The following is a 20,943-nucleotide window of genomic DNA, read 5'->3' as shown; positions in this document are numbered from 1 at the left end:
CTGGTCAGGGCGGTTGTTAGGGTAGTTGACGTTCGACGTCCTTTAACGACCCGTCCGGAGAGGCGGGGAAGGAGGTCTGGTTTTGTCGTCCCCGACAACCGGCACTGAGCTGGGTAAAACCATCCTAACGGCGGCGGATGTCGCCCGTGTGGTGGACCGGATTGCCCATCAGATTCTGGAAAAGACGTCCGGCGCGGCCGAAACGGTACTGCTGGGCATACCTACCCGCGGCGTCCCGCTGGCTCGCCGCCTGGCCGCCCGGATCGCGACCTTCGAGGGCTTTGATGTCCCGGTGGGTGTGTTGGACATCACGCTGTATCGCGATGATCTGCGACTGCACGCCACGCGTGCTGTGGGTCACACCGAGATCCCTCCCGGCGGCCTCGACGGGCGCCGCGTGATCCTCGTCGACGACGTGCTCTTCTCCGGGCGTACCGTCCGCGCCGCCCTCGACGCCCTGAAGGACCTCGGCCGGCCGCGCGCCGTCCAGCTCGCGGTCCTCGTCGACCGCGGCCACCGCGAGCTGCCCATCCGGGCCGACTACGTGGGCAAGAACATCCCGACCTCCATGGACGAGAGCGTGCGGGTGCTGACCGCCGAGATCGACGGCAGCGACGCCGTCCTGATCAAGAGCAAGGGGGACCGGGCATGATCAAGCACCTGCTGAGCGCGGGCGACCTCGACGCGCCCACCGCCACCCTGGTGCTGGACACCGCGGAGGAGATGGCCAGCCTGGCCGCGCGCGAGGTCAAGAAGCTGCCGGCGCTGCGCGGGCGGACCGTGGTGAACCTCTTCTACGAGGACTCCACGCGGACCCGGATCTCCTTCGAGGCCGCCGCCAAGCGCCTGTCCGCCGACGTGATCAACTTCTCGGCCAAGGGCTCCAGCGTCTCCAAGGGCGAAAGTCTCAAGGACACCGCGCTGACCCTGCAGGCCATGGGCGCCGACGCGGTCGTGGTGCGCCACCCGGCCAGCGGCGCCCCGCACCGGCTGGCCAACTGGGTCGAGGGCAGCGTGGTCAACGCCGGCGACGGCACCCACGAGCACCCGACGCAGGCGCTGCTGGACGCCTTCACCATGCGCAGCCGCCTGCGCCGCCTCGCCGGGCTCAACGTCACGATCGTCGGCGACGTGCTGCACTCCCGGGTCGCGCGCTCCAACGTGCAGCTGCTGCACACGCTCGGGGCCAAGGTGACGCTCGTCGCACCGCCGACCCTGCTGCCCGTCGGGGTCGAGGAGTGGCCGGCCCGCACCTGCTACGACCTCGACGCCGTGGTCCCCGACTCGGACGTGGTCATGATGCTGCGGGTCCAGCGCGAGCGGATGAACCAGGCCTACTTCCCCTCCGAGCGCGAGTACTCCCGCCGGTACGGCTTCGACGTCCCGCGCATGCGCCGCCTGCCGGAGCACGCGATCGTCATGCACCCCGGCCCGATGAACCGCGGCATGGAGATCGCGCCCGAGGTGGCCGACTCCGCCCGCTCCACGATCGTCGAACAGGTCGCCAACGGCGTCTCCGTGCGGATGGCCGTCCTCTACCTGCTGCTCGGAGGCAAGTCGTGAAGATCGAAGGCACCCACATCGGCGAGATCGTCGTCGAAAACGGCGTCATTGTCGCGATAAATCCGGACAAAAAGGGCCAAAATATCGCCCTGCCCGGCCTGGTCGACCTGCACACGCACCTGCGCGAGCCGGGCCGCGAGGACGCCGAGACCGTGGAGTCCGGCTCGCGGGCCGCGGCGCTGGGCGGCTTCACGGCGGTCTGCGCGATGGCCAACACCTCCCCGGTCGCCGACACCGCCGGCGTCGTGGAGCAGGTGTGGCGCCTGGGCCGCGAGGCCGGCCTGGTCGACGTGCAGCCGATCGGCGCCGTCACCGTCGGCCTGGCCGGCGAGCAGCTGGCCGAACTCGGCGCGATGGCCGACTCCGCCGCCCGGGTCCGGGTCTTCTCCGACGACGGGCACTGCGTCTCCGACCCGCGGCTCATGCGGCGGGCGCTGGAGTACGTGAAGGCCTTCGACGGGGTGATCGCCCAGCACGCCGAGGAGCCGCGGCTGACCACCGGCGCGCAGATGAACGAGGGCGCGGTCGCCGCCCGGCTCGGGCTGACCGGCTGGCCGGCCGTGGCCGAGGAGGCGATCATCGCCCGCGACGTGCTGCTGGCCGGGCACGTCGGGGCCCGGCTGCACATCTGCCACGTCTCCACCGCCGGCAGCGTCGAGCTGATCCGCTGGGCCAAGTCCAAGGGCTGGCGGGTCACCGCCGAGGTCACCCCGCACCACCTGCTGCTGACCGAGGACCGCGCCACGCAGTACGACCCGGTCTTCAAGGTCAACCCGCCGCTGCGCACCGAGGCCGACGTGCTGGCCCTGCGCGAGGGGCTGGCCGACGGCACGATCGACATCGTCGCCACCGACCACGCCCCGCACAGCGTGGAGGACAAGGAGTGCGAGTGGGCCAACGCCCGGCCCGGCATGCTCGGGCTGGAGACGGCGCTCGCGATCGTGGTGCAGACCATGGGCCCGCGCTGGGACCGCATCGCCGAGTGGATGTCGGCCGCGCCCGCCCGCATCGCCGGGCTCTCCGGGCACGGCACCCCGCTGGAGGTCGGGCAGCCGGCCAACATCGCGATCTTCGACCCGAGCGTGCGCTGGACCGTCGACCCGACGGCGCTGGCCAGCCGCTCCCGCAACACCCCTTACGCCGGAATGGAGCTGCGCGGCCGCATCGAGGCGACCTACCTGCGCGGCGAACCGACGGTGCTGAACGGAAAGGCAACACGGTGAGGCGCAGAGAGGCCCTGCTCGTCCTGGAGGACGGGCGCACATTCCGGGGCGAGGCGTTCGGCGGCGTCGGCGAGACGTTCGGCGAGGCCGTCTTCAACACCGGCATGACCGGCTACCAGGAGACCCTCACCGACCCGTCCTACCACCGCCAGGTGGTCGTGCAGACCGCGCCGCAGATCGGCAACACCGGGATCAACGGCGAGGACGACGAGTCCGACCGGATCTGGGTGGCGGGCTACGTCCTGCGCGACCCGTCCCGCACCTACTCCAACTGGCGCGCCACCGGCAGCCTGGAGGACCGGCTCGCGGCCGAGAACATCGTCGGCATCAGCGGCATCGACACCCGGGCCCTCACCCGGCACCTGCGCGAGCGGGGCGCCATGCGGGTCGGCGTGTCGAGCGTCGACGACGATCCCGAGGCGCTGCTCGAGCGCGTGCGGCAGCAGCCGGAGATGCTCGGCGCCGACCTCTCCGCGGAGGTCAGCACGCCGCAGGTGTACACCGTGCAGGCCCAGGGCGAGCACCGCCTGACGGTCGCCGCGATCGACCTGGGCATCAAGCGCAACGTCCCGCGCCGGCTCGCCGCCCGCGGGGTCACCACCCACGTCCTGCCCGCCTCGGCGACGCTGGAGGACATCCGCGCCCTCGGGGCCGACGCGGTCTTCTTCTCGCCCGGCCCGGGGGACCCGGCCACCGCCGACGCCCCGGTGAACCTCGCCCGCGCGGTCATGTCCGCCCGCATCCCGCTGTTCGGCATCTGCTTCGGCAGCCAGATCCTGGGCCGCGCGCTCGGGTTCGGCACCTACAAGCTGGGGTACGGACACCGCGGCATCAACCAGCCGGTGCTCGACCGCACCACCGGCAAGGTCGAGGTGACCAGCCACAACCACGGGTTCGCCGTGGACGCGCCGCTGGACGAGAGGGTCGGCACCGAGTTCGGGGCCGTCGAGGTGAGCCACGTCTGCCTCAACGACAACGTGGTCGAGGGTCTGCGCTGCCTGGACACCCCGGCCTTCACCGTGCAGTACCACCCGGAGGCGGCAGCGGGGCCGCACGACGCGGATTACCTGTTCGATCGATTCGCGGAGCTGATGCAGACCAATGCCTAAGCGCACCGACCTCCGGCACGTCCTCGTCATCGGCTCCGGCCCGATCGTCATCGGCCAGGCGTGCGAGTTCGACTACTCCGGCACCCAGGCCTGCCGCGTGCTGCGGGCCGAGGGCCTGCGGGTCAGCCTGGTGAACAGCAACCCGGCGACCATCATGACCGACCCCGAGTTCGCCGACGCGACCTACGTCGAGCCGATCACGCCCGAGTTCGTCGAGCAGGTGATCGCCAAGGAGCGCCCCGACGCGCTGCTGGCCACGCTCGGCGGGCAGACCGCGCTCAACACCGCGGTGGCCCTGCACGAGGCGGGCGTGCTCGAGAAGTACGGCGTGGAGCTCATCGGCGCCGACATCGACGCCATCCGCCGCGGCGAGGACCGCCAGCTGTTCAAGGACATCGTGGCCCGGGCCGGCGGCGACACGCCCCGCTCGCGGGTCTGCCACTCGATGGACGAGGTGCACGCGACCGTCGCCGAGCTCGGCCTGCCGGTCGTCATCCGCCCCTCGTTCACCATGGGCGGCCTCGGCTCCGGCATGGCCCACAACACGGCCGACCTCGACCGCCTCGCGGGCGGCGGCCTGGCCGCGTCCCCGGTGCACGAGGTGCTCATCGAGGAGAGCGTGCTCGGCTGGAAGGAGTACGAGCTCGAGCTCATGCGCGACAAGCACGACAACGTGGTCGTCGTGTGCTCGATCGAGAACGTCGACGCGATGGGCGTGCACACCGGCGACTCGGTGACCGTGGCGCCGGCGATGACGCTCACCGACGTGGAGTACCAGCGGCTCCGGGATCTTGGCATTGCCGTTCTTCGCGAGGTCGGCGTCGACACCGGCGGCTGCAACATCCAGTTCGCGGTCAACCCGGCGAACGGGCGCCTCGTGGTGATCGAGATGAACCCGCGGGTGTCGCGGTCCAGCGCGCTGGCGTCGAAGGCGACCGGCTTCCCGATCGCGAAGATCGCGGCGAAGCTCGCCATCGGCTACACGCTGGACGAGATCCCGAACGACATCACGCTGAAGACGCCGGCCGCGTTCGAGCCGTCGCTGGACTACGTCGTGGTGAAGATCCCGCGGTTCGCCTTCGAGAAGTTCCCCGGCGCCGACGCGGAGCTCACCACCACGATGAAGTCGGTGGGGGAGGCGATGTCCCTCGGCCGTACGTTCGCCGAGGCGCTCGGCAAGGCGATGCGCTCCATGGAGACGAAGGCCGCCGGCTTCTGGACAATTCCCGACAAATCGCTGCTGGGTGACCTGCGTGTGCCGCACGACGGCCGCCTGTACACGGCGGAACTGGCCCTGCGGCAGGGACACAGCGTTGCCGAGGTGTCCGAGGCCTCCGGCTTCGATCCGTGGTTCGTCGACCAGCTCGCCGCCCTCGTGGAGCTGCGCGCCGAGATCGTCGACGCGGCCGTGCTCGACCTGCCGCTGCTGCGCCGGGCCAAGCGCGCCGGGCTCTCCGACCGGCAGGTCGCCGCGCTGCGCCCCGAGTTCGCCGGCGAGGACGGGGTGCGCTCGCTGCGCCACCGCCTCGGGCTGCGGCCGGTCTACAAGACGGTCGACACCTGCGCCGCCGAGTTCGCCGCGGGCACGCCGTACCACTACAGCACCTACGAGGACGAGACCGAGGTCAGCCCGTCCGACCGGCCGAAGGTGATCATCCTGGGCTCCGGGCCGAACCGCATCGGGCAGGGCATCGAGTTCGACTACTCGTGCGTGCACGCGGTCATGGCGCTGCGGGCCAAGGGCTACGAGACCGTCATGGTCAACTGCAACCCGGAGACGGTGTCGACCGACTACGACACCGCCGACCGGCTGTACTTCGAGCCGCTGACGTTCGAGGACGTCCTCGAGGTGGTGCACGCCGAGAACGAGTCGGGGCGGGCCGCCGGCGGCCCGGGCGTCGTCGGGGTGATCGTGCAGCTGGGCGGGCAGACCCCGCTCGGGCTGGCCGAGCAGCTGGAGCGGGCCGGGGTTCCGATCGTCGGTACCTCGCCCGCCGCCATCGACCTCGCCGAGGACCGCGGCCTCTTCGGGCAGTTGCTGACCGAGGCCGGCCTGCGCTCGCCCGCGCACGGCACCGCGACCACGTTCCCGGAGGCCAAGCGGATCGCCGACGAGATCGGCTACCCGGTGCTGGTCCGCCCGTCCTACGTGCTCGGCGGCCGGGGCATGGAGATCGTCTACGACGAGCCGACGCTGCGCGACTACATCGGCCGGGCCACCGAGATCTCGCCCGCCCACCCGGTGCTCGTGGACCGGTTCCTGGACGACGCGATCGAGATCGACGTCGACGCGCTGTGCGACGCGACCGGCGAGGTGTACCTCGGCGGCGTGATGGAGCACATCGAGGAGGCCGGCATCCACTCCGGCGACTCGTCCTGCGCGCTGCCGCCGATCACCCTGGCCGGGGTGCACCTGGCCGAGGTGCGCCGCTACACGACCGCCATCGCGCGCGGGGTCGGGGTGCGGGGGTTGCTCAACGTGCAGTACGCGCTCAAGGACGACGTGCTGTACGTCCTGGAGGCCAACCCGCGCGCCTCGCGCACCGTGCCGTTCGTGTCCAAGGCGACCGCGGTGCCGCTGGCCAAGGCGGCCGCCCGGATCGCGCTCGGGGCCACCGTCGCCGAGCTGCGGGCCGAGGGCCTGCTCCCGGCCGAGGGCGACGGCGGGATGCTGCCCGAGCACGCGCCGATCGCGGTCAAGGAGGCGGTGCTGCCGTTCAAGCGGTTCCGCACCACCGAGGGCAAGGGCGTGGACAACCTGCTCGGCCCGGAGATGAAGTCGACCGGCGAGGTGATGGGCATCGACCCGTCCTTCGGGCACGCGTTCGCCAAGTCGCAGGCGGCCGCGTACGGCTCGCTGCCGACCTCCGGCACCGTGCTCGTCACCGTGGCCAACCGGGACAAGCGCGGGATCGTCTTCCCGGTCAAGCGCCTCGCCGACCTGGGCTTCGCGATCGTGGCCACCTCCGGGACGGGGGAGGTGCTGCGCCGCTACGGCGTGGCGTGCGAGATCGTGCCCAAGCACTTCGAGGAGGGCGGCGGCCGCAACGCCGTGTCGCTGATCGCGGGCGGCGAGGTCGACCTGGTGATCAACACGCCGCAGGGCTCCAGCGGGCGGCAGGACGGCTACGAGATCCGCAGCGCGGCCGTCGTCGCCGACATCCCGTGCATCACCACGCTGCCGGGCGCGGCGGCCGCGGTCATGGGCGTCGAGGCGCTCATCCGCGGCGAGATGACCGTGCGGCCGCTGCAGGAGCTGCACGCGGCCCTGCGGGAAGCGCGGTGACGCTCTACACGCGGGCGGTCCGGCCGGTGCTGTTCCGGCTGGGCGGCGGCGACGCCGAGTCGGTGCACGAGCGGACCCTGCGGATGCTGGCGCGCGTGCCCCGGGCGCGGCGGGCGTTCAGCCCGCCCGGGGCGCGCCGGACCGTGTTCGGGGTGGACTTCCCCAACCCGGTCGGGCTGGCCGCCGGCATGGACAAGGACGGCCGGGCGCTGGGCGCCTGGCCCCGGCTGGGCTTCGGCTTCGTCGAGGTCGGCACCGTCACCCGGCACGCCCAGCCCGGCAACGAGCGGCCGCGGCTGTTCCGCCTGCCGGAGCACGAGGCGATCGTCAACCGGATGGGCTTCAACAACGCGGGCGCCGATGCCCTGGCCGCCCGGCTGCGCGCGCTGGGGCCCCTCCCGGTCCCGCTGGGCATCAGCCTCGGCAAGTCGAAGGTGACCCCGCTCACCGGCGCCGTCGAGGACTACGTGCACAGTTTCCGCCAGTTGTACGGCCTGGGCTCCTACTTCGCCGTGAACGTCAGCTCGCCGAACACCCCGGGCCTGCGCCAGCTGCAGGACAAGGCGCACCTGTCGGCGATCCTGGGCGCCCTGCGCGCCGAGGCGCAGACGCTCGGCGGCCCGGTGCCGATCCTGGTCAAGGTGGCCCCGGACCTGACCGACGCCGCCCTGGGCGACCTGCTGGACGTCTGCCTCGGCCTGGGCGTGGCCGGGCTCATCGCGACCAACACGACCGTCGAGCGCCCCGGGGTCTCCACCCCGGAGGCGGGCGGGCTGTCCGGGCGGCCGCTCGCCCCGCGGGCCCTGGAGGTCGTGCGGTTCGTCACCAAGGAGAGCGGGCTGCCGGTCGTCGGCGTGGGCGGCATCACCCGCCCCGAGGACGCCCAGCGGATGCTCGACGCGGGCGCCAGCCTGATCCAGCTCTACACCGGCTTCATCTACCACGGGCCCGGCCTCGTGCGCGGGTCCGTCGCAGCGACGAGGAGCAGCTTGTGACGGAGGCGTTCGGAGCCCGCCTGCGGGCCGCCATGGACACGCTGGGACCCCTGTGCGTCGGGATCGACCCACACCCCTCCCTCCTGGCGAGTTGGGGCCTCTCCGACGATGTCAAGGGCCTGGAAGCGTTCGGTCGGACGGTTGGAGACGCCCTGGCCGGACGGGTTGCGGCGATCAAGCCCCAGTCCGCCTTTTTTGAGCGTTTCGGCTCCAGGGGCATAGCGGTGCTCGAGTCGGTTATCCGACAGTTGAAGGGCTCGGGCAGCCTGGTCATCCTCGACGTCAAGCGGGGTGACATCGGTTCCACGGCCGCCGCGTACGCCGACGCGTACCTCGATCCGGCCTCTCCGCTGTGCGCCGACGCGATCACCGTCAGTCCGTACCTCGGCTTCGGTGCGTTGCGCCCGATCGTCGACAAAGCCCGCGAAAACGGCCTCGGCGCGTTCGTGCTGGCCCTGACCTCGAACCCCGAAGGCGCGGCGGTCCAGCGGGCCGTGGCGGCCGACGGGCGGACCGTGGCGCAGACCGTGATCGACGAGATTGCGCAGGTCAACGCGGGTGTGAGCCCTATGGGTGACATCGGCGTGGTGGTCGGGGCGACGGTCGGGCCGACCGGACACAGGCTCACCGATCTCAATGGACCGATCCTCGCGCCGGGTCTCGGGGCGCAGGGCGGCAAGGCGGAGGATCTGCGCGCCGTATTCGGGAACGCGCTCGGTCTCGTTCTGCCCTCGTGGTCGCGCGAAGTCCTCTCGGCGGGTCCGGACGAGGGCGCTTTGCGGGCCGCTGCGGACCGCGCGCGGGATTCCTGTGCGTCCGCAATTGCGATCACTGCGTGATCACTGAATCTTCACAAGGCGTCGATCTTGCCTTCTGACGTTGCCGAAATGGCTTCTGACCGCTAGTTTTCCCGGCGCTAGACCATCAACACTTTTTTCAAGGGACCTGAGGAGACCTGGTGCCGCTCCCGTCACTGAGCCCGGAACAGCGCGCTGCCGCTTTGGAAAAGGCGGCTGAGATCCGTAAGGCTCGCGCTGAGCTGAAGGAGCAACTCAAGCAGGGCAAGACGACGCTTGCTGCCGTGATCGACCGTGCGGAGTCCGACGATGTCGTCGGCAAGCTCAAGGTCTCGGCCGTTCTCCAGGCGATGCCCGGCATCGGCAAGATCCGTGCAACGCAGATCATGGAGAAGCTGAAGATCGCCGAGAGCCGCCGCCTGCGCGGCCTGGGCGACCAGCAGCGCAAGGCCCTGCTCGGGGAGTTCGCCGGCGGCAAGTGAGCCGCCTGCGGTCCCCCCGGACCGGTGCAAACATCTCGACGCGCCCGGACCTCTTCGGTCCGGGCGCGTCGGCGTTCTTCCTGCTCTGGTAAGGTGGGCAGGTTCGTGTGCTGGCAAGCGCGCGAGAGCCGTCAATACCGAAAGTTTTGAGGTTTTTTCAGTGGCCGGAACCGTGGCAGACCCGCAGGGGATCACCAACCCGCCGATCGACGAGCTGCTCGAGAAGACGACGTCGAAGTACGCCTTGGTGATTTTCGCGGCGAAGCGTGCCCGCCAGGTCAACGCCTACTACAGCCAGCTGGGCGAGGGGCTCCTCGAGTACGTCGGCCCCCTCGTGGAGACGACGCCGCAGGAGAAGCCGCTCTCCATCGCCCTGCGCGAGATCAACAGCGGGCTGCTGACCGCCGAGCGCATCGAAGAAGTCGCCTGAGCCTGCAATGCCTGACCAGCCCGCCGAGGGACGCCCTCGGGTCGTCCTCGGCGTGGCCGGCGGTATCGCCGCCTACAAGGCCTGCGAGCTGCTGCGGCTGCTGACCGAGTCCGGTCACCGGGTGCGGGTCGTCCCCACCGCCGCCGCGCTCACCTTCGTCGGCGAGGCCACCTGGGCCGCCCTGTCGGGGCAGCCGGTGAGCACCGACGTCTGGACCGGCGCCCACGAGGTGCCGCACGTCCGGCTCGGCCGCGAGGCCGAACTCGTCGTCATCGCCCCGGCCACCGCCGACGTGCTGGCCAAGGCCGCGCACGGGCTGGCCGGCGACCTGCTGACCAACACGCTGCTCACCGCCCGGTGCCCGGTGCTGTTCGCGCCCGCCATGCACACCGAGATGTGGGAGCACCCCGCCACCCAGGCCAACGTGGCCACGCTGCGGGCCCGCGGCGCGATCGTGCTGGAGCCCGCCGTCGGGCGGCTCACCGGCGCCGACACCGGCAAGGGCCGGCTGCCCGAGCCGTCGGAGATCTTCGCCGTCGCCACCCGCCTGCTGCGCCGGGGCGCTTCCGAGCACGACCTGGCCGGGCGGCACATCGTGGTGACCGCCGGGGGCACCCGCGAGCCGATCGACCCGGTCCGGTTCATCGGCAACCGGTCGTCGGGCAAGCAGGGGTACGCGATCGCCCGCGCGGCCGTCGCCCGCGGCGCCCGGGTCACGCTCATCGCGGCGAACGTCACACTCCCGGACCCGGCGGGTGCGGACCTCGTTCGCGTCGAGACCACCGAGCAGCTGCGCACGGCCGCCGTCGCCGCCGCGACCTCGGCCGACGCGGTGATCATGGCCGCCGCGCCCGCCGACTTCCGGCCCGCGAGCCTCTCCGCGACGAAGATCAAGAAGGTGGACGGCGCCGCGCCCGCGCTGGAGCTGGTCACTAACCCCGACATCGCGGCCGAGCTGGGCGCGGCCAAGCGGCCCGGCCAGGTCCTGGTCGCCTTCGCGGCCGAGACCGCCGACCTGGACCGGGCGCTGGCCGCGGGCCAGGAGAAGCTGCTGCGCAAGAAGGCCGACCTGATCGTGGTCAACGAGGTCGGCGTGGACAAGACGTTCGGGGCCGAGCACAACCAGGCCGTGATCCTCGGGGCGGACGGCAGTCGCGACGCACTGTCGGAGATGCCCAAAGACGAGCTGGCGGATAGGATTTTGGATCGCGTCGCCGCCCGTCTTGCCTGATGGCCGAGGTGAGCGGCGCAGCGCAGCGCCGCGTAACCTGCCAGAGGGTCGACCGAAGCGCCAATGCTTGGTCGTACACTCTGGCGAAACTTAGTAGTCGTCCGCCGCATCCCCCTGAGGAGCACCATTGGCACGCCGCCTGTTCACGTCGGAGTCGGTCACCGAAGGCCACCCGGACAAGATCGCCGATCAGATCAGTGACGGCGTCCTCGATGCACTCCTCACCCAGGACGCGCGCAGCCGCGTGGCCGTCGAGACGCTCATCACGACCGGCCAGGTCCACGTCGCGGGCGAGGTGACCACCAGCGCCTACGCCGACATCGCCAAGATCGTCCGGGAGACCATCCTCGGCATCGGCTACGACTCGTCCAAGAAGGGCTTCGACGGCGCGTCCTGCGGCGTGAGCGTCTCCATCGGCTCGCAGTCGCCCGACATCGCCCAGGGTGTCGACTCGGCCATCGAGGTCCGCGAGGGTGCCGGCGGCGACGCCCTCGACCTGCAGGGCGCCGGCGACCAGGGCATGATGTTCGGCTTCGCCTGCAGCGAGACCCCCGAGCTCATGCCGCTGCCGATCGCGCTGGCCCACCGCCTGGCCCGGCGGCTCTCGGCGGTGCGCAAGGACGGCACCATCCCCTACCTGCGCCCGGACGGCAAGACCCAGGTCACCATCGAGTACGACGGCCTGCGCCCGGTGCGCCTGCACACCGTCGTGGTGTCCAGCCAGCACGCGCCCGACATCTCGCTCGACTCGCTGCTGACCCCGGACGTGCGCGAGCACGTCATCGCCCCCGAGCTCGAGGGCCTGGGCCTGGACACCGAGGGCTACCGCCTGCTGGTCAACCCGACCGGCCGCTTCGAGATCGGCGGCCCCATGGGCGACGCCGGCCTCACCGGCCGCAAGATCATCGTCGACACCTACGGCGGCTACGCCCGCCACGGCGGCGGCGCGTTCTCCGGCAAGGACCCGTCGAAGGTCGACCGCTCGGCCGCCTACGCCATGCGCTGGGTCGCCAAGAACGTCGTGGCCGCGGGCCTGGCCGAGCGCTGCGAGGTGCAGGTCGCCTACGCCATCGGCAAGGCGCACCCGGTCTCGCTGTTCGTCGAGACCTTCGGCACCGAGGTCGTGCCGGTCGAGCGGATCGAGAAGGCCATCAACGAGGTCTTCGACCTGCGCCCGGCCGCCATCATCCGCGACCTGGACCTGCTCAAGCCGGTCTACCAGCAGACGGCGGCCTACGGGCACTTCGGTCGCGAGCTGCCTGGCTTCTCGTGGGAGCAGGCCTCGCGCACGGCCGAGCTGAAGTCCGCCGCCGGCGCCTGACGTTTTCGAAACAGTTTCCGACGTTGGCCGATCAGCCCGGATCCCGGATTGATCGGCCTCCGTCATTTCCGCCACCTGGCGCCAATCCAGGTGAGTCTATTCATTCAGCTTCACCTGTTGATGTCGAGCGCTCAACAGATCCATCGGAGCCTATTGAATCGGCGTTGTTCCCCGAGTCGGAACTGAAGCCGCGGGCGGCCGCCGAGCGCATTGCCGGAAACGCCGGCGGGAAGGCGCGCGCCGCTCGCAAGGCCGCCCCGCCGAAACGCGCGGCCGACGATTCGCCCATCGCGCGGGTCTGCGTCGACAGCCCGCTGCCGCACCTGGACCGCCCCTTCGACTACCTGGTCCCCGCCGAGGCCGCGGCCGCCGCGCAGCCCGGGACGCGCGTCAAGGTGCGCTTCTCGGGGCAGGTCGTGGACGGGTTCGTGCTGGCCCGGGGGTCCGAGACGACGCACGAAGGGCGGCTGTCGTACCTCGAGAAGGTCGTCTCCCCGGAGCGGGTGCTGATGCCGGAGGTGGAGCGGCTGGCCCGGGAGATCGCCGACCGGTACGCGGGCACCCTCTCCGACGTCCTCCGCCTCGCCATCCCGCCCCGCCACCAGCGGGTCGAGTCAGCGCCACCCGCGCCCGCGCCCGAACCGTTCGTCGCGCCGCCGTGGCTCGCGGCCTTGACCGCGCCGGTCGCTGCCGATGGCACGGACGTCGTGACACGCCCGGACACGGGACACGACGGAGCGGGCTGGGCGCGGTACCACGCCGGGAGTGCGCTGTTGCGGGCCATCGCCGACGACCGGAAGCCCCGCGCGGTGTGGACGGCGCTGCCCGGCGAGGACTGGCCGGCGCGGCTGGCCGAGGCGGCCGCGACCAGTCTCGCCGCCGGGCGCGGTGCGCTCGTGGTGGTGGCCGACGCCCGGGACCTCGACCGGCTCGACGCCGCGCTGCTGCGGGTGCTCGGCGGGCCGGGGCATCACGTGGCGCTGTCGGCGGCGGTCGGCCCGGCCGAGCGGTACCGGCGGTTCCTCGCTGCCGCCCGCGGTACGGCGCGGATCGTGATCGGCACCCGCGCCGCCGCGTTCGCCCCCGTCGCCGGGCTGGGCCTGGTTGCCATCTGGGACGACGGGGACGACCTGCACGCCGAGCAGCGGGCGCCGTATCCGCACGCCCGGCAGGTGTTGTTGGCCCGCGCCGAGCAGGAGGGGTGTGCGGCGATTGTCGGGGGCTTCGGGCGTACCGCGGAGGCTCAACAGCTTGTGGAGACCCGCTGGGCGATCGAGGTCGGCGCGACCCGGGACGAGCTGCGGCGGGCCATGCCGCGCGTGGTGTTCGTCGGCGAGCACGAGCGCAGCCGGGACCCGCAGGCCGCGGCCGCCCGGCTGCCCACCGTGGCCTGGCGCGCGGCCCGCGAGGCGCTGGCCGGCGGCGCCCCGGTGCTCATCCAGGTGCCCCGGCGCGGCTATCTGCCGGCGGTCGCGTGCGCCGACTGCTTCACCCCGGCGCGGTGCGCGCACTGTGCCGGCCCGCTCGCGCTGCCGGCCGCCGACGGGGTGCCGGTCTGCCGCTGGTGCGGGCGCCCGGACGCCGGCCACGCCTGCCCCGAGTGCGGCAGCCACCGCCTGCGCGCGGCGGTCATCGGCGCCCGGCGTACCGCGGAGGAGCTGGCCCGCGCGTTCCCGGACACGCCGGTGCGCACGTCGGGCCGCGACGAGATCCTGACGTCGGTGCCGGGGGAGGCCTCGCTGGTCGTCTCCACGCCCGGCGCCGAACCGCTCGCCGAGGGCGGCTACGGCGCGGTCCTGCTGCTCGACACGTGGGCCTTCCTGACCCGGGCCGACCTGCGGGGCACCGAGGAGGCGCTGCGCCGCTGGTTCGCCGCGGCGGCGCTGGCCCGCCCGGGCGCGCCGGTGGTGGTGGTCGCCGACGGGGGACTGGCGGCGGTGCAGGCGCTCCTGCGCTTCGACCCGGCGTGGCTGGCCGCGCGGGAGCTGGCGGACCGGCGGGAGCTGGGCTTTCCCCCGGCGGCGCGGATCGCGGCCCTGACCGGCGCGCCCGCGGCGGTGGCGGAGCTGCTGGCGCTGGCCGAGCTGCCGCCGGGGGCGGAGGTGCTCGGCCCCGTGCCGGCCACCGAGGGGCAGGAGCGGATGCTCGTCCGCACCGCTCGCTCGGCGGGAAAGGCGCTGGCGCACGCGCTGAAGGCGGCCGCGGGGGCGCGCTCGGTGCGCAAGGCCGCCGACCCGGTCCGCATCCAGGTCGACCCGCTCGACCTCGTGTGACGGGGACGCCATGACGCGGCCGGCTCCTCGCGCAAGGCCGCCCGGCCCCGTTCGACCTCGTGTGGCGGGGACGCCATGACGCGGCCGGCCACGCGCGCGAGGCCGCCCGGCCCCGTTCGACCTCGTGTGGCGGGGACGCCATGACGCGGCCGGCTCCTCGCGCGAGGCCGCCCGGCCCCGCTCGACCTCGTGTGGCCGGGACGCTATGACGCGGCCGACTCCTCGCGCGAGGCCGCCCAACGCGCTCGACCTCGTGTGACGGGGACGCCATGACGTGGCCGGCCACTCGCGCGAGGCCGCCCGAGCCCGCTCGACCTCATGCGGCGGGACGCTCTGGCGCGACCGGCTACTTTTGAACTCGTGTCCGCCTCGCCACGCGTCTCGTTGCGGTCGTTGCTGCCCTACCTCCGTGATCATCGGGCCACCCTCGTCGTCGTCGGGGTCCTCTCCCTCCTCGGGTCCGTCACCACGCTCGCCCAGCCGCTGCTGACCCGGCAGGTGCTCGACGGGCTGCAGGCCTCGCGCACCGTCTGGGGCACCGTCGCGTTGCTCGTGGTGGTGCTGGCCGCGGTCGCCGTGATCAACGCCATCCGCGACTACCTGCTGCAGCGCACCGCCGAGGGGCTGGTGCTCAGCTCGCGCCGGCGGCTGACCCGGCACCTGCTGCGGCTGCCGATCAGCGAGTACGACGCGCGCCGCACCGGCGACCTGCTCTCCCGGGTCGGGGCCGACACCACGCTGCTGCGCGCCGTGGTCACCTCCGGGCTGTTCGAGACCGTCACCGGCGCGGTGATGGTGGTCGGCGCGGCGGTGGCGATGCTGCTGCTCGACCCGATCCTGTTCCTCACCGCCGGGCTCGGCCTCGCCGTCGGCCTGTCGATCGCGGTGATCTTCTCCCGCCGGGTCCGGCCCGCCTCCGAGGCGGCGCAGGAGCGCATCGGCGAGATGACCAGCGCCGTGGAGCGCGCGCTGTCGGCCGCCCGCACGATCCGGGCCAGCAACGCCGAGGACCGGGAGATCGCGGCCGTCGAGACGAGCGCCGAGGAGGCGTACCGCGCCGGCGTGCGCATCGCCCGCCTGCAGGCCCTCGTCGGCCCGGCCAGCATCGCCGCCATCCAGGGCGCGTTCCTGCTGCTGCTCGGCGTCGGGGGCGCCCGGGTCGCCGCCGGCACGATCAGCGTCGGCGATCTCGTCGCGTTCGTCCTCTACCTGTTCTTCCTGGTCATGCCGCTGGGGCAGGCGCTGCACGCGTACACCCAGCTGCAGACCGGCCTCGGCGCGCTGCAGCGGATGGAGGACATCCTGGCCGTGCCGCTGGAGGCCGACACCGGCACCGCGACCCCGGCCGGCGGACCGGCGGCGGTGGTCTTCGAGCGCGTCACGTTCGGCTACGCCGCCTCGCCGGAGACGATCCTGCGGGACGTGTCGTTCACGGTGCCCTTCGGGACCCGGACGGCGCTCGTCGGCCCGTCCGGCGCCGGCAAGTCGACCCTGCTGCAGCTGGTCGAGCGCTTCTACGACGTGACCGAGGGCACCGTCCGGGTGGCCGGCGTCGACGTGCGCGACCTGCCCCGCACGGCCCTGCGCGCCCAGCTCGGGTACGTCGAGCAGGAGGCCCCCGTCCTCGCCGGCAGCCTGCGCGAGAACCTCCGCCTCACCATGCCCGGCGCGTCCGAGGCCCAGATGCTCTCGGTGCTGGCCGCGGTGAACCTGACGGAGATCGTCGGCCGCACCCCGGAGGGCCTGGACGCCCAGGTCGGCGAGGGCGGCGTGCTGCTGTCCGGCGGCGAGCGGCAGCGGCTGGCCATCGCCCGTACGCTGCTGGCCGCGCCGCCGATCCTGCTGCTGGACGAGCCGACCTCCAACCTGGACGCCCGCAACGAGGTGGCCCTGCGCGAGGCGATCGACACCGTGGCCCGCGACCGCACCATGATCGTGGTGGCCCACCGCCTGTCCACCGTCGTCGACGCGGACCAGATCGTGGTCCTGGAGGCGGGCCGGGTCGCCGCCGTGGGCCGGCACGAGGAGCTGCTGGAGACCAGCCCGCTGTACCGCGAGCTGGCCACGAACCAGCTGCTCGTCGCATGACCGCCCCGGCCTGGGTGGTCGCCGGCCCGCCGGGCGCCGGCAAGTCCACGGTCGCGAGCCTGCTGCTGCGGCTGCTCGCCCCGACCCCGGCCCTGCTGGACAAGGACACCCTGTACGGCGACTTCGTGGCGGCCACCCTGCAGGCCGCGGGGCGTCCGCCGGGCGAGCGCGAGGGCCCCTGGTACGACACCAACATCAAGGTCCACGAGTACGGCGGGCTGGCCGCGACCGCCCGGGAGATCCGCTCGCACGGCTGCCCGGTGCTGCTCTCGGGGCCGTTCACCGGGCAGATCTCGGACCCCTCGCGGTGGGCCTCGTTCGTGGAGGCGCTGGGCGGCGACCCGGTGACGCTGGTCTGGGTCCGCTCCGACCCGGCCACCCTGCGCCGCCGGCTGCTGGCGCGCGGGTCGCACCGGGACGGGCAGAAGCTGGCGCGGTGGCCGGAGTTCCTGGCCGCCATCCCGCCGGACCGGCCGCCCGCGGTGCCGCACGTCGAGGTGGACAACCGCGAGGGGGCACCGCCGCTGCCGGCCGTGCTCGAGTCCGCACTGGGGCGATGAGTCCGACCGCGGCGCGGGTTCTAGACTTGACAGGCTCGAATTCGACTGACCTTCAGTCCGATCTTCAGTTGGGGTGCCGCTTGACCGTCCAGTCCGTCCGCCTGTTCGGCGATCCAGTGCTGCGCACCGAGGCCGACCCCGTCGTCGACTTCGACAAGGAGCTGCGCAAGCTGGTCAGCGACCTGCTGGAGACGATGCACCAGCAGAACGGCACCGGGCTCGCCGCGCCGCAGATCGGGGTCGGGCTGCGGGTGTTCTCCTTCGACGTCGACGACGTCGTCGGGCACCTGGTCAACCCGGTGCTGGAGTTCCCCGACGAGGAGGAGCAGGACGGCCCCGAGGGCTGCCTGTCCATCCCCGGGGTGTACGTCGACACCAAGCGGCGGCAGAACGTCATCGCCAAGGGGTTCAATCAGCACGGCGACCCGATCCAGATCGTCGGCACCGGGCTGATGGCCCGCTGTGCCCAGCACGAGACCGACCACCTCGACGGGGTGCTGTTCGTGGACCGCCTCGATCCCGAGCGACGGAAGCAGGCCATGAAGGAGATCCGGGCAGCGGAGTGGTACAACCCCGAAGCGCCGCCGGTGGTCAAGGCGAGCCCGCACGGGCTGTTCGGCATCCGATGAGGCTGGTCTTCGCGGGCACGCCCCAGGTGGCCCTGCCCGCCCTCGACGCGATCGCCGACTCGAAGCACGAGCTCGTGGCGGTCGTCACGCGCCCGGACGCGCCCTCGGGCCGCGGCCGCAACCTGGTCCCGTCGCCGGTCAGCGCCTGGGCCACGGAGCGGGAGATCCCCGTCCTCACCCCGGCCAAGCCGCGCGAGCCCGAGTTCCAGGAGCGGCTGCGCGAGCTGGAGCCCGACTGCGCGCCGGTCGTCGCCTACGGCGCCCTGGTCCCGCGCAGCGCGCTGGACATCCCGCGGTACGGCTGGGTGAACCTGCACTTCTCGCTGCTGCCGGCGTGGCGCGGCGCGGCCCCGGTCCAGCACGCGGTCCTGCACGGCGACGAGGTCACCGGCGCGAGCGTGTTCCTGCTGGAGGAGGGGCTGGACACCGGCCCGGTCTACGGCACGCTGACCGAGGCCGTCGGTGCCCGCGACACCTCCGGCGACCTGCTGGAGCGGCTCGCCGTGTCGGGGGCGGAGCTGCTCGTGCGCGTCCTGGACGGGATCGAGGCGGGGACCCTGTCGGCGGTACCGCAGCCGCATGAAGGCATTTCGACCGCCCCCAAGCTGACCGTCGAGGACGCGCAGGTGCGGTGGGCCGACCCGGCGTTCGCGGTCGACCGGCGGGTGCGCGCCTGCACCCCCGCCCCGAGCGCGTGGACGACGTTCCGCGGCGACCGGCTCAAGCTCGGCCCCGTGACCCCGCTCACGGCCGCGACCGTGATCGCCGGCCAGACGCCCGCGCCCACGCCCGGCCCCGGCGAGCTCGTCGTCGAGCGCAACCGGGTGCTGGTCGGCACCGGCACCGTCCCCGTGGTGCTCGGCACCGTCACCGCGCCCGGCAAGAAGGCGATGCCGGCCGACGCGTGGGCCCGCGGCGCCCGGGTCGAGTCCGGGGAGCTCGTGTCTTGATGCGCTCGGCTCCTCGGCGGGGCCCCGGTCAGCGGCCCGCCGGTGGGCGCGACGACCGGCTCGCCCGGCCCCCGCGCGGCGGACGGCCCGCGATCGACCCGGCCCGCGAGGCCGCGTACGAGGCCGTGGCCGCCGTGCACCGCGACGACGCCTACGCCAACCTCGTCCTGCCCGGCATCCTGCGCGAGAGCGGGGTGTCGGGGCGCGACGCGGCGTTCGCGACCGAGCTGACCTACGGCACGCTGCGCCAGACCGGCACCCTCGACGCGATCGTGGCCGCCGCGGCCGACCGGGCGATGGAGCGCATCGACCCGCCGGTGCGCGACGCGCTGCGGATCGGGGCGTACCAGCTGCTGCACATGCGCGTCGGCGCCCACGCGGCCGTGGCCACCACCGTGGACCTGGTCCGCTCGCTGGTCCCGGGCGCGGCCGGCTTCTCCAACGCGGTGCTGCGCCGGGTCGCCGAGTCCGACCGCGCGGCCTGGATCGAGCGCCTGGCGCCCGCCGACCCGATCGGCCGGGCCGCGCTCGCTCACGCCCACCCGGCGTGGATCGTCAACGCCTTCGCCGACGCGCTGGGCTCCCTCGACGAGGCCGAGCTGGCGCTGGACGCGGACAACCTGCCGCCGCCGGTGCACCTGTGCGCCCGGCCCGGCCTGCTCGGCGCGGCCGACCTGGCCGGCTCGCTGCGCGGGGCGACCGTCGGGCGGTACTCGCCGTTCACCGTGGTGCTGTCCGGCGGCGGCGACCCCGGCGGCATCGCGGCCGTCCGCGACGGGCGCGCCCACGTGCAGGACGAGGGCAGCCAGCTCGTCGCCGCCGTGCTCGCCAACGCCGAGCTCGCCGGGCCGGACGAGCGCTGGCTCGACCTGTGCGCGGGCCCCGGCGGCAAGGCGGGCCTGCTCGGCGCGCTGGCCGCCGAGCGGGACGCGCACGTGACCGCGGTCGAGGTCGCCCACCACCGCGCCGCGCTGGTGGCCAAGGCCACGGAGCGGCTGCCGGTCTACACGATCAACGCCGACGGCCGCGACGTCGGCAAGGACCAGGACCTGCCCGAGGGTGGGTTCGACCGGGTGCTCGTGGACGCCCCGTGCACCGGCCTGGGAGCCCTGCGCCGCCGGCCCGAGGCGCGCTGGCGCCGCCAGCCGTCGGACCTGCCGCCGCTGACCCGGCTGCAGCGGGAGCTGCTGCAGTCGGCGTTCCGGGCGGTGCGGCCGGGCGGGGTCGTGGCGTACGTCACGTGCTCGCCGCACCAGGCCGAGACCGAGGTGTCGGTGACGGAGGCGGCCCGCCGCTCGTCGATCGACATGGACCTGATGGACGCGCGCCCCTACCTGCCGCCGGGCCTGCCCGAGGTCGGTACGGGCCCGACGGTCCAGCTGTGGCCGCACCGGCACGGTACCGATGCGATGTTCGTGGCTCTTCTGAAGCGAAAGGCCTAAGAGAAAGAGCTGGAGCGCTGGTGCGGGATCAGCGCGGCCACGCTGGAACGTGAGCCGCAGCCGGCGGCGATGAGCCGGTCCCGCTCGGCGAGCCAGGCCTGCCCGAGCGCCGCCCGGGTCGCGGCGTCCAGCTGCAGCCGGGCGTCGTTGAGCAGCGTGCGCTCCTCCTCGTCGAGGTGGTGGGCGAGGGAGTTGGACAGCTTGCCCAGCGCCCGGTCGAACTCCGGCGCGAGCACGTCGTCGACGTCGAGCAGGACGAGCAGCTTGACGTGCCCCTCGACGTGCTCGTCGGCCCCGTGCTCGACGTGGTCGCCGCCGCCGAAGAGCTCGCGCAGCTTCGGGTACACCTCCGACTCCTCCGCCGTCGCGTGCCCGACGAGCAGGTCCGCCAGCTCGGCCCGGACCGCCGTGCGCCGGGCCCGCACCCCCTCGGGGTCGGTGTCGCGGGCCCGCAGCGTGCGCAGCAACTGCTCGAACCGGACGTGATCGCTGATGATGGCCTCGACGACATCCATACCTGACATTCTCGCAGGAATGCCCCGGGGTTCGCGGCGGGCGGGCCAA

Annotated in this window: 18 protein-coding genes; 17 read left to right on the top strand and 1 reads right to left on the bottom strand. The window is 73.1% G+C overall.

The window, feature by feature from the left end; all coding sequences use genetic code 11:
* The first annotated feature begins 82 nt into the window (after positions 1-82).
* The 17 genes from pyrR to ACQPZ4_RS40190 all read left to right on the top strand — a co-directional run bounded on the left by pyrR (position 83) and on the right by ACQPZ4_RS40190 (position 20,379).
* Positions 83-652, top strand: a complete 570-nt coding sequence (gene pyrR / locus ACQPZ4_RS40270; protein ID WP_433048338.1) for a bifunctional pyr operon transcriptional regulator/uracil phosphoribosyltransferase PyrR — start codon at positions 83-85, stop codon at positions 650-652.
* Positions 649-1,563 carry an aspartate carbamoyltransferase catalytic subunit gene (locus tag ACQPZ4_RS40265; protein ID WP_433048335.1) on the top strand — a complete coding sequence of 305 codons (915 nt, stop codon included), beginning with the start codon at positions 649-651 and terminating at the stop codon, positions 1,561-1,563. Before pyrR ends, ACQPZ4_RS40265 begins: the two co-directional genes overlap by 4 nt.
* 26 nt (positions 1,564-1,589) lie before the next feature.
* Positions 1,590-2,786 (top strand): dihydroorotase, encoded by a 1,197-nt coding sequence (locus tag ACQPZ4_RS40260; RefSeq protein WP_433066861.1) that lies wholly within the window; start codon positions 1,590-1,592, stop codon positions 2,784-2,786.
* Positions 2,783-3,895 (top strand): glutamine-hydrolyzing carbamoyl-phosphate synthase small subunit, encoded by a 1,113-nt coding sequence (gene carA / locus ACQPZ4_RS40255; protein WP_433048332.1) that lies wholly within the window; start codon positions 2,783-2,785, stop codon positions 3,893-3,895. The genes ACQPZ4_RS40260 and carA overlap by 4 nt, the downstream gene beginning before the upstream one ends.
* The gene (carB, locus tag ACQPZ4_RS40250; protein ID WP_433048329.1) at positions 3,888-7,181 is read left to right on the top strand and encodes a carbamoyl-phosphate synthase large subunit; all 3,294 of its coding nucleotides are present in this window, start codon (positions 3,888-3,890) and stop codon (positions 7,179-7,181) included. The genes carA and carB overlap by 8 nt, the downstream gene beginning before the upstream one ends.
* Positions 7,178-8,176, top strand: coding sequence for a quinone-dependent dihydroorotate dehydrogenase (locus ACQPZ4_RS40245; RefSeq protein WP_433048326.1), 999 nt, complete (start codon positions 7,178-7,180; stop codon positions 8,174-8,176). The genes carB and ACQPZ4_RS40245 overlap by 4 nt, the downstream gene beginning before the upstream one ends.
* A gap of 32 nt (positions 8,177-8,208) precedes the next feature.
* Positions 8,209-9,015 (top strand): orotidine-5'-phosphate decarboxylase, encoded by an 807-nt coding sequence (pyrF, locus tag ACQPZ4_RS40240; RefSeq protein ID WP_433066858.1) that lies wholly within the window; start codon positions 8,209-8,211, stop codon positions 9,013-9,015.
* Positions 9,016-9,134: 119 nt separating this feature from the next.
* Positions 9,135-9,455: an integration host factor, actinobacterial type gene (gene mihF / locus ACQPZ4_RS40235; protein WP_190253177.1), complete on the top strand. Its 321-nt coding sequence runs from the start codon at positions 9,135-9,137 to the stop codon at positions 9,453-9,455.
* 160 nt (positions 9,456-9,615) lie between these two features.
* Entirely contained in the window at positions 9,616-9,885 is a 270-nt protein-coding gene (rpoZ, locus tag ACQPZ4_RS40230) for a DNA-directed RNA polymerase subunit omega (RefSeq protein WP_223095917.1), read from the top strand.
* A gap of 7 nt (positions 9,886-9,892) precedes the next feature.
* Entirely contained in the window at positions 9,893-11,116 is a 1,224-nt protein-coding gene (gene coaBC, locus ACQPZ4_RS40225; protein ID WP_433048322.1) for a bifunctional phosphopantothenoylcysteine decarboxylase/phosphopantothenate--cysteine ligase CoaBC, read from the top strand.
* 127 nt (positions 11,117-11,243) lie between these two features.
* On the top strand, positions 11,244-12,437 hold the full coding sequence (gene metK / locus ACQPZ4_RS40220; protein WP_433048319.1) for a methionine adenosyltransferase: 1,194 nt from the start codon (positions 11,244-11,246) through the stop codon (positions 12,435-12,437).
* Between the two features lie 287 nt (positions 12,438-12,724).
* Positions 12,725-14,710, top strand: a complete 1,986-nt coding sequence (locus ACQPZ4_RS40215; RefSeq protein WP_433066855.1) for a primosomal protein N' — start codon at positions 12,725-12,727, stop codon at positions 14,708-14,710.
* Between the two features lie 360 nt (positions 14,711-15,070).
* Complete coding sequence (locus tag ACQPZ4_RS40210) at positions 15,071-16,798, top strand: ABC transporter ATP-binding protein (RefSeq protein WP_433048316.1); 1,728 nt, start codon at positions 15,071-15,073, stop codon at positions 16,796-16,798.
* Positions 16,795-17,358 (top strand): AAA family ATPase, encoded by a 564-nt coding sequence (locus ACQPZ4_RS40205; protein ID WP_433048313.1) that lies wholly within the window; start codon positions 16,795-16,797, stop codon positions 17,356-17,358. The genes ACQPZ4_RS40210 and ACQPZ4_RS40205 overlap by 4 nt, the downstream gene beginning before the upstream one ends.
* Before the next feature lie 80 nt (positions 17,359-17,438).
* A complete protein-coding gene (gene def / locus ACQPZ4_RS40200; RefSeq protein ID WP_433048310.1) occupies positions 17,439-17,987 on the top strand; it encodes a peptide deformylase in 549 nt (182 codons plus the stop codon).
* Complete coding sequence (gene fmt, locus ACQPZ4_RS40195; RefSeq protein ID WP_433048307.1) at positions 17,984-18,937, top strand: methionyl-tRNA formyltransferase; 954 nt, start codon at positions 17,984-17,986, stop codon at positions 18,935-18,937. The genes def and fmt overlap by 4 nt, the downstream gene beginning before the upstream one ends.
* The gene (locus ACQPZ4_RS40190; RefSeq protein WP_433048304.1) at positions 18,937-20,379 is read left to right on the top strand and encodes an RsmB/NOP family class I SAM-dependent RNA methyltransferase; all 1,443 of its coding nucleotides are present in this window, start codon (positions 18,937-18,939) and stop codon (positions 20,377-20,379) included. Before fmt ends, ACQPZ4_RS40190 begins: the two co-directional genes overlap by 1 nt.
* On the opposite strand, the gene ACQPZ4_RS40185 is transcribed toward ACQPZ4_RS40190, so the two are convergent.
* A complete protein-coding gene (locus ACQPZ4_RS40185) occupies positions 20,376-20,894 on the bottom strand; it encodes a hemerythrin domain-containing protein (RefSeq protein ID WP_433048301.1) in 519 nt (172 codons plus the stop codon). The two genes, ACQPZ4_RS40190 and ACQPZ4_RS40185, sit on opposite strands and share 4 nt — an antisense overlap.
* Positions 20,895-20,943 lie beyond the last annotated feature (49 nt).

It is taken from the genome of Dactylosporangium sp. CS-033363, from assembly GCF_050942475.1.
Classification (GTDB): Bacteria; Actinomycetota; Actinomycetes; order Mycobacteriales; family Micromonosporaceae; genus Dactylosporangium.
Note: the sequence above shows the minus strand (reverse complement) of the source record. Positions and strands in the feature narration are given on the sequence as shown.

What these genes read in the sequence shown, in the direction of transcription:
- ACQPZ4_RS40190 (WP_433048304.1), top strand. Translation starts at nt 18,937, where the DNA reads ATGCGCTCGGCTCCTCGGCGGGGCCCCGGTCAGCGGCCCGCCGGTGGG.
- ACQPZ4_RS40185 (WP_433048301.1), bottom strand. Translation starts at nt 20,894, where the DNA reads ATGGATGTCGTCGAGGCCATCATCAGCGATCACGTCCGGTTCGAGCAG.
- coaBC (WP_433048322.1), top strand. Translation starts at nt 9,893, where the DNA reads ATGCCTGACCAGCCCGCCGAGGGACGCCCTCGGGTCGTCCTCGGCGTG.
- pyrF (WP_433066858.1), top strand. Translation starts at nt 8,209, where the DNA reads ATGGACACGCTGGGACCCCTGTGCGTCGGGATCGACCCACACCCCTCC.
- carB (WP_433048329.1), top strand. Translation starts at nt 3,888, where the DNA reads ATGCCTAAGCGCACCGACCTCCGGCACGTCCTCGTCATCGGCTCCGGC.
- ACQPZ4_RS40265 (WP_433048335.1), top strand. Translation starts at nt 649, where the DNA reads ATGATCAAGCACCTGCTGAGCGCGGGCGACCTCGACGCGCCCACCGCC.
- ACQPZ4_RS40205 (WP_433048313.1), top strand. Translation starts at nt 16,795, where the DNA reads ATGACCGCCCCGGCCTGGGTGGTCGCCGGCCCGCCGGGCGCCGGCAAG.
- fmt (WP_433048307.1), top strand. Translation starts at nt 17,984, where the DNA reads ATGAGGCTGGTCTTCGCGGGCACGCCCCAGGTGGCCCTGCCCGCCCTC.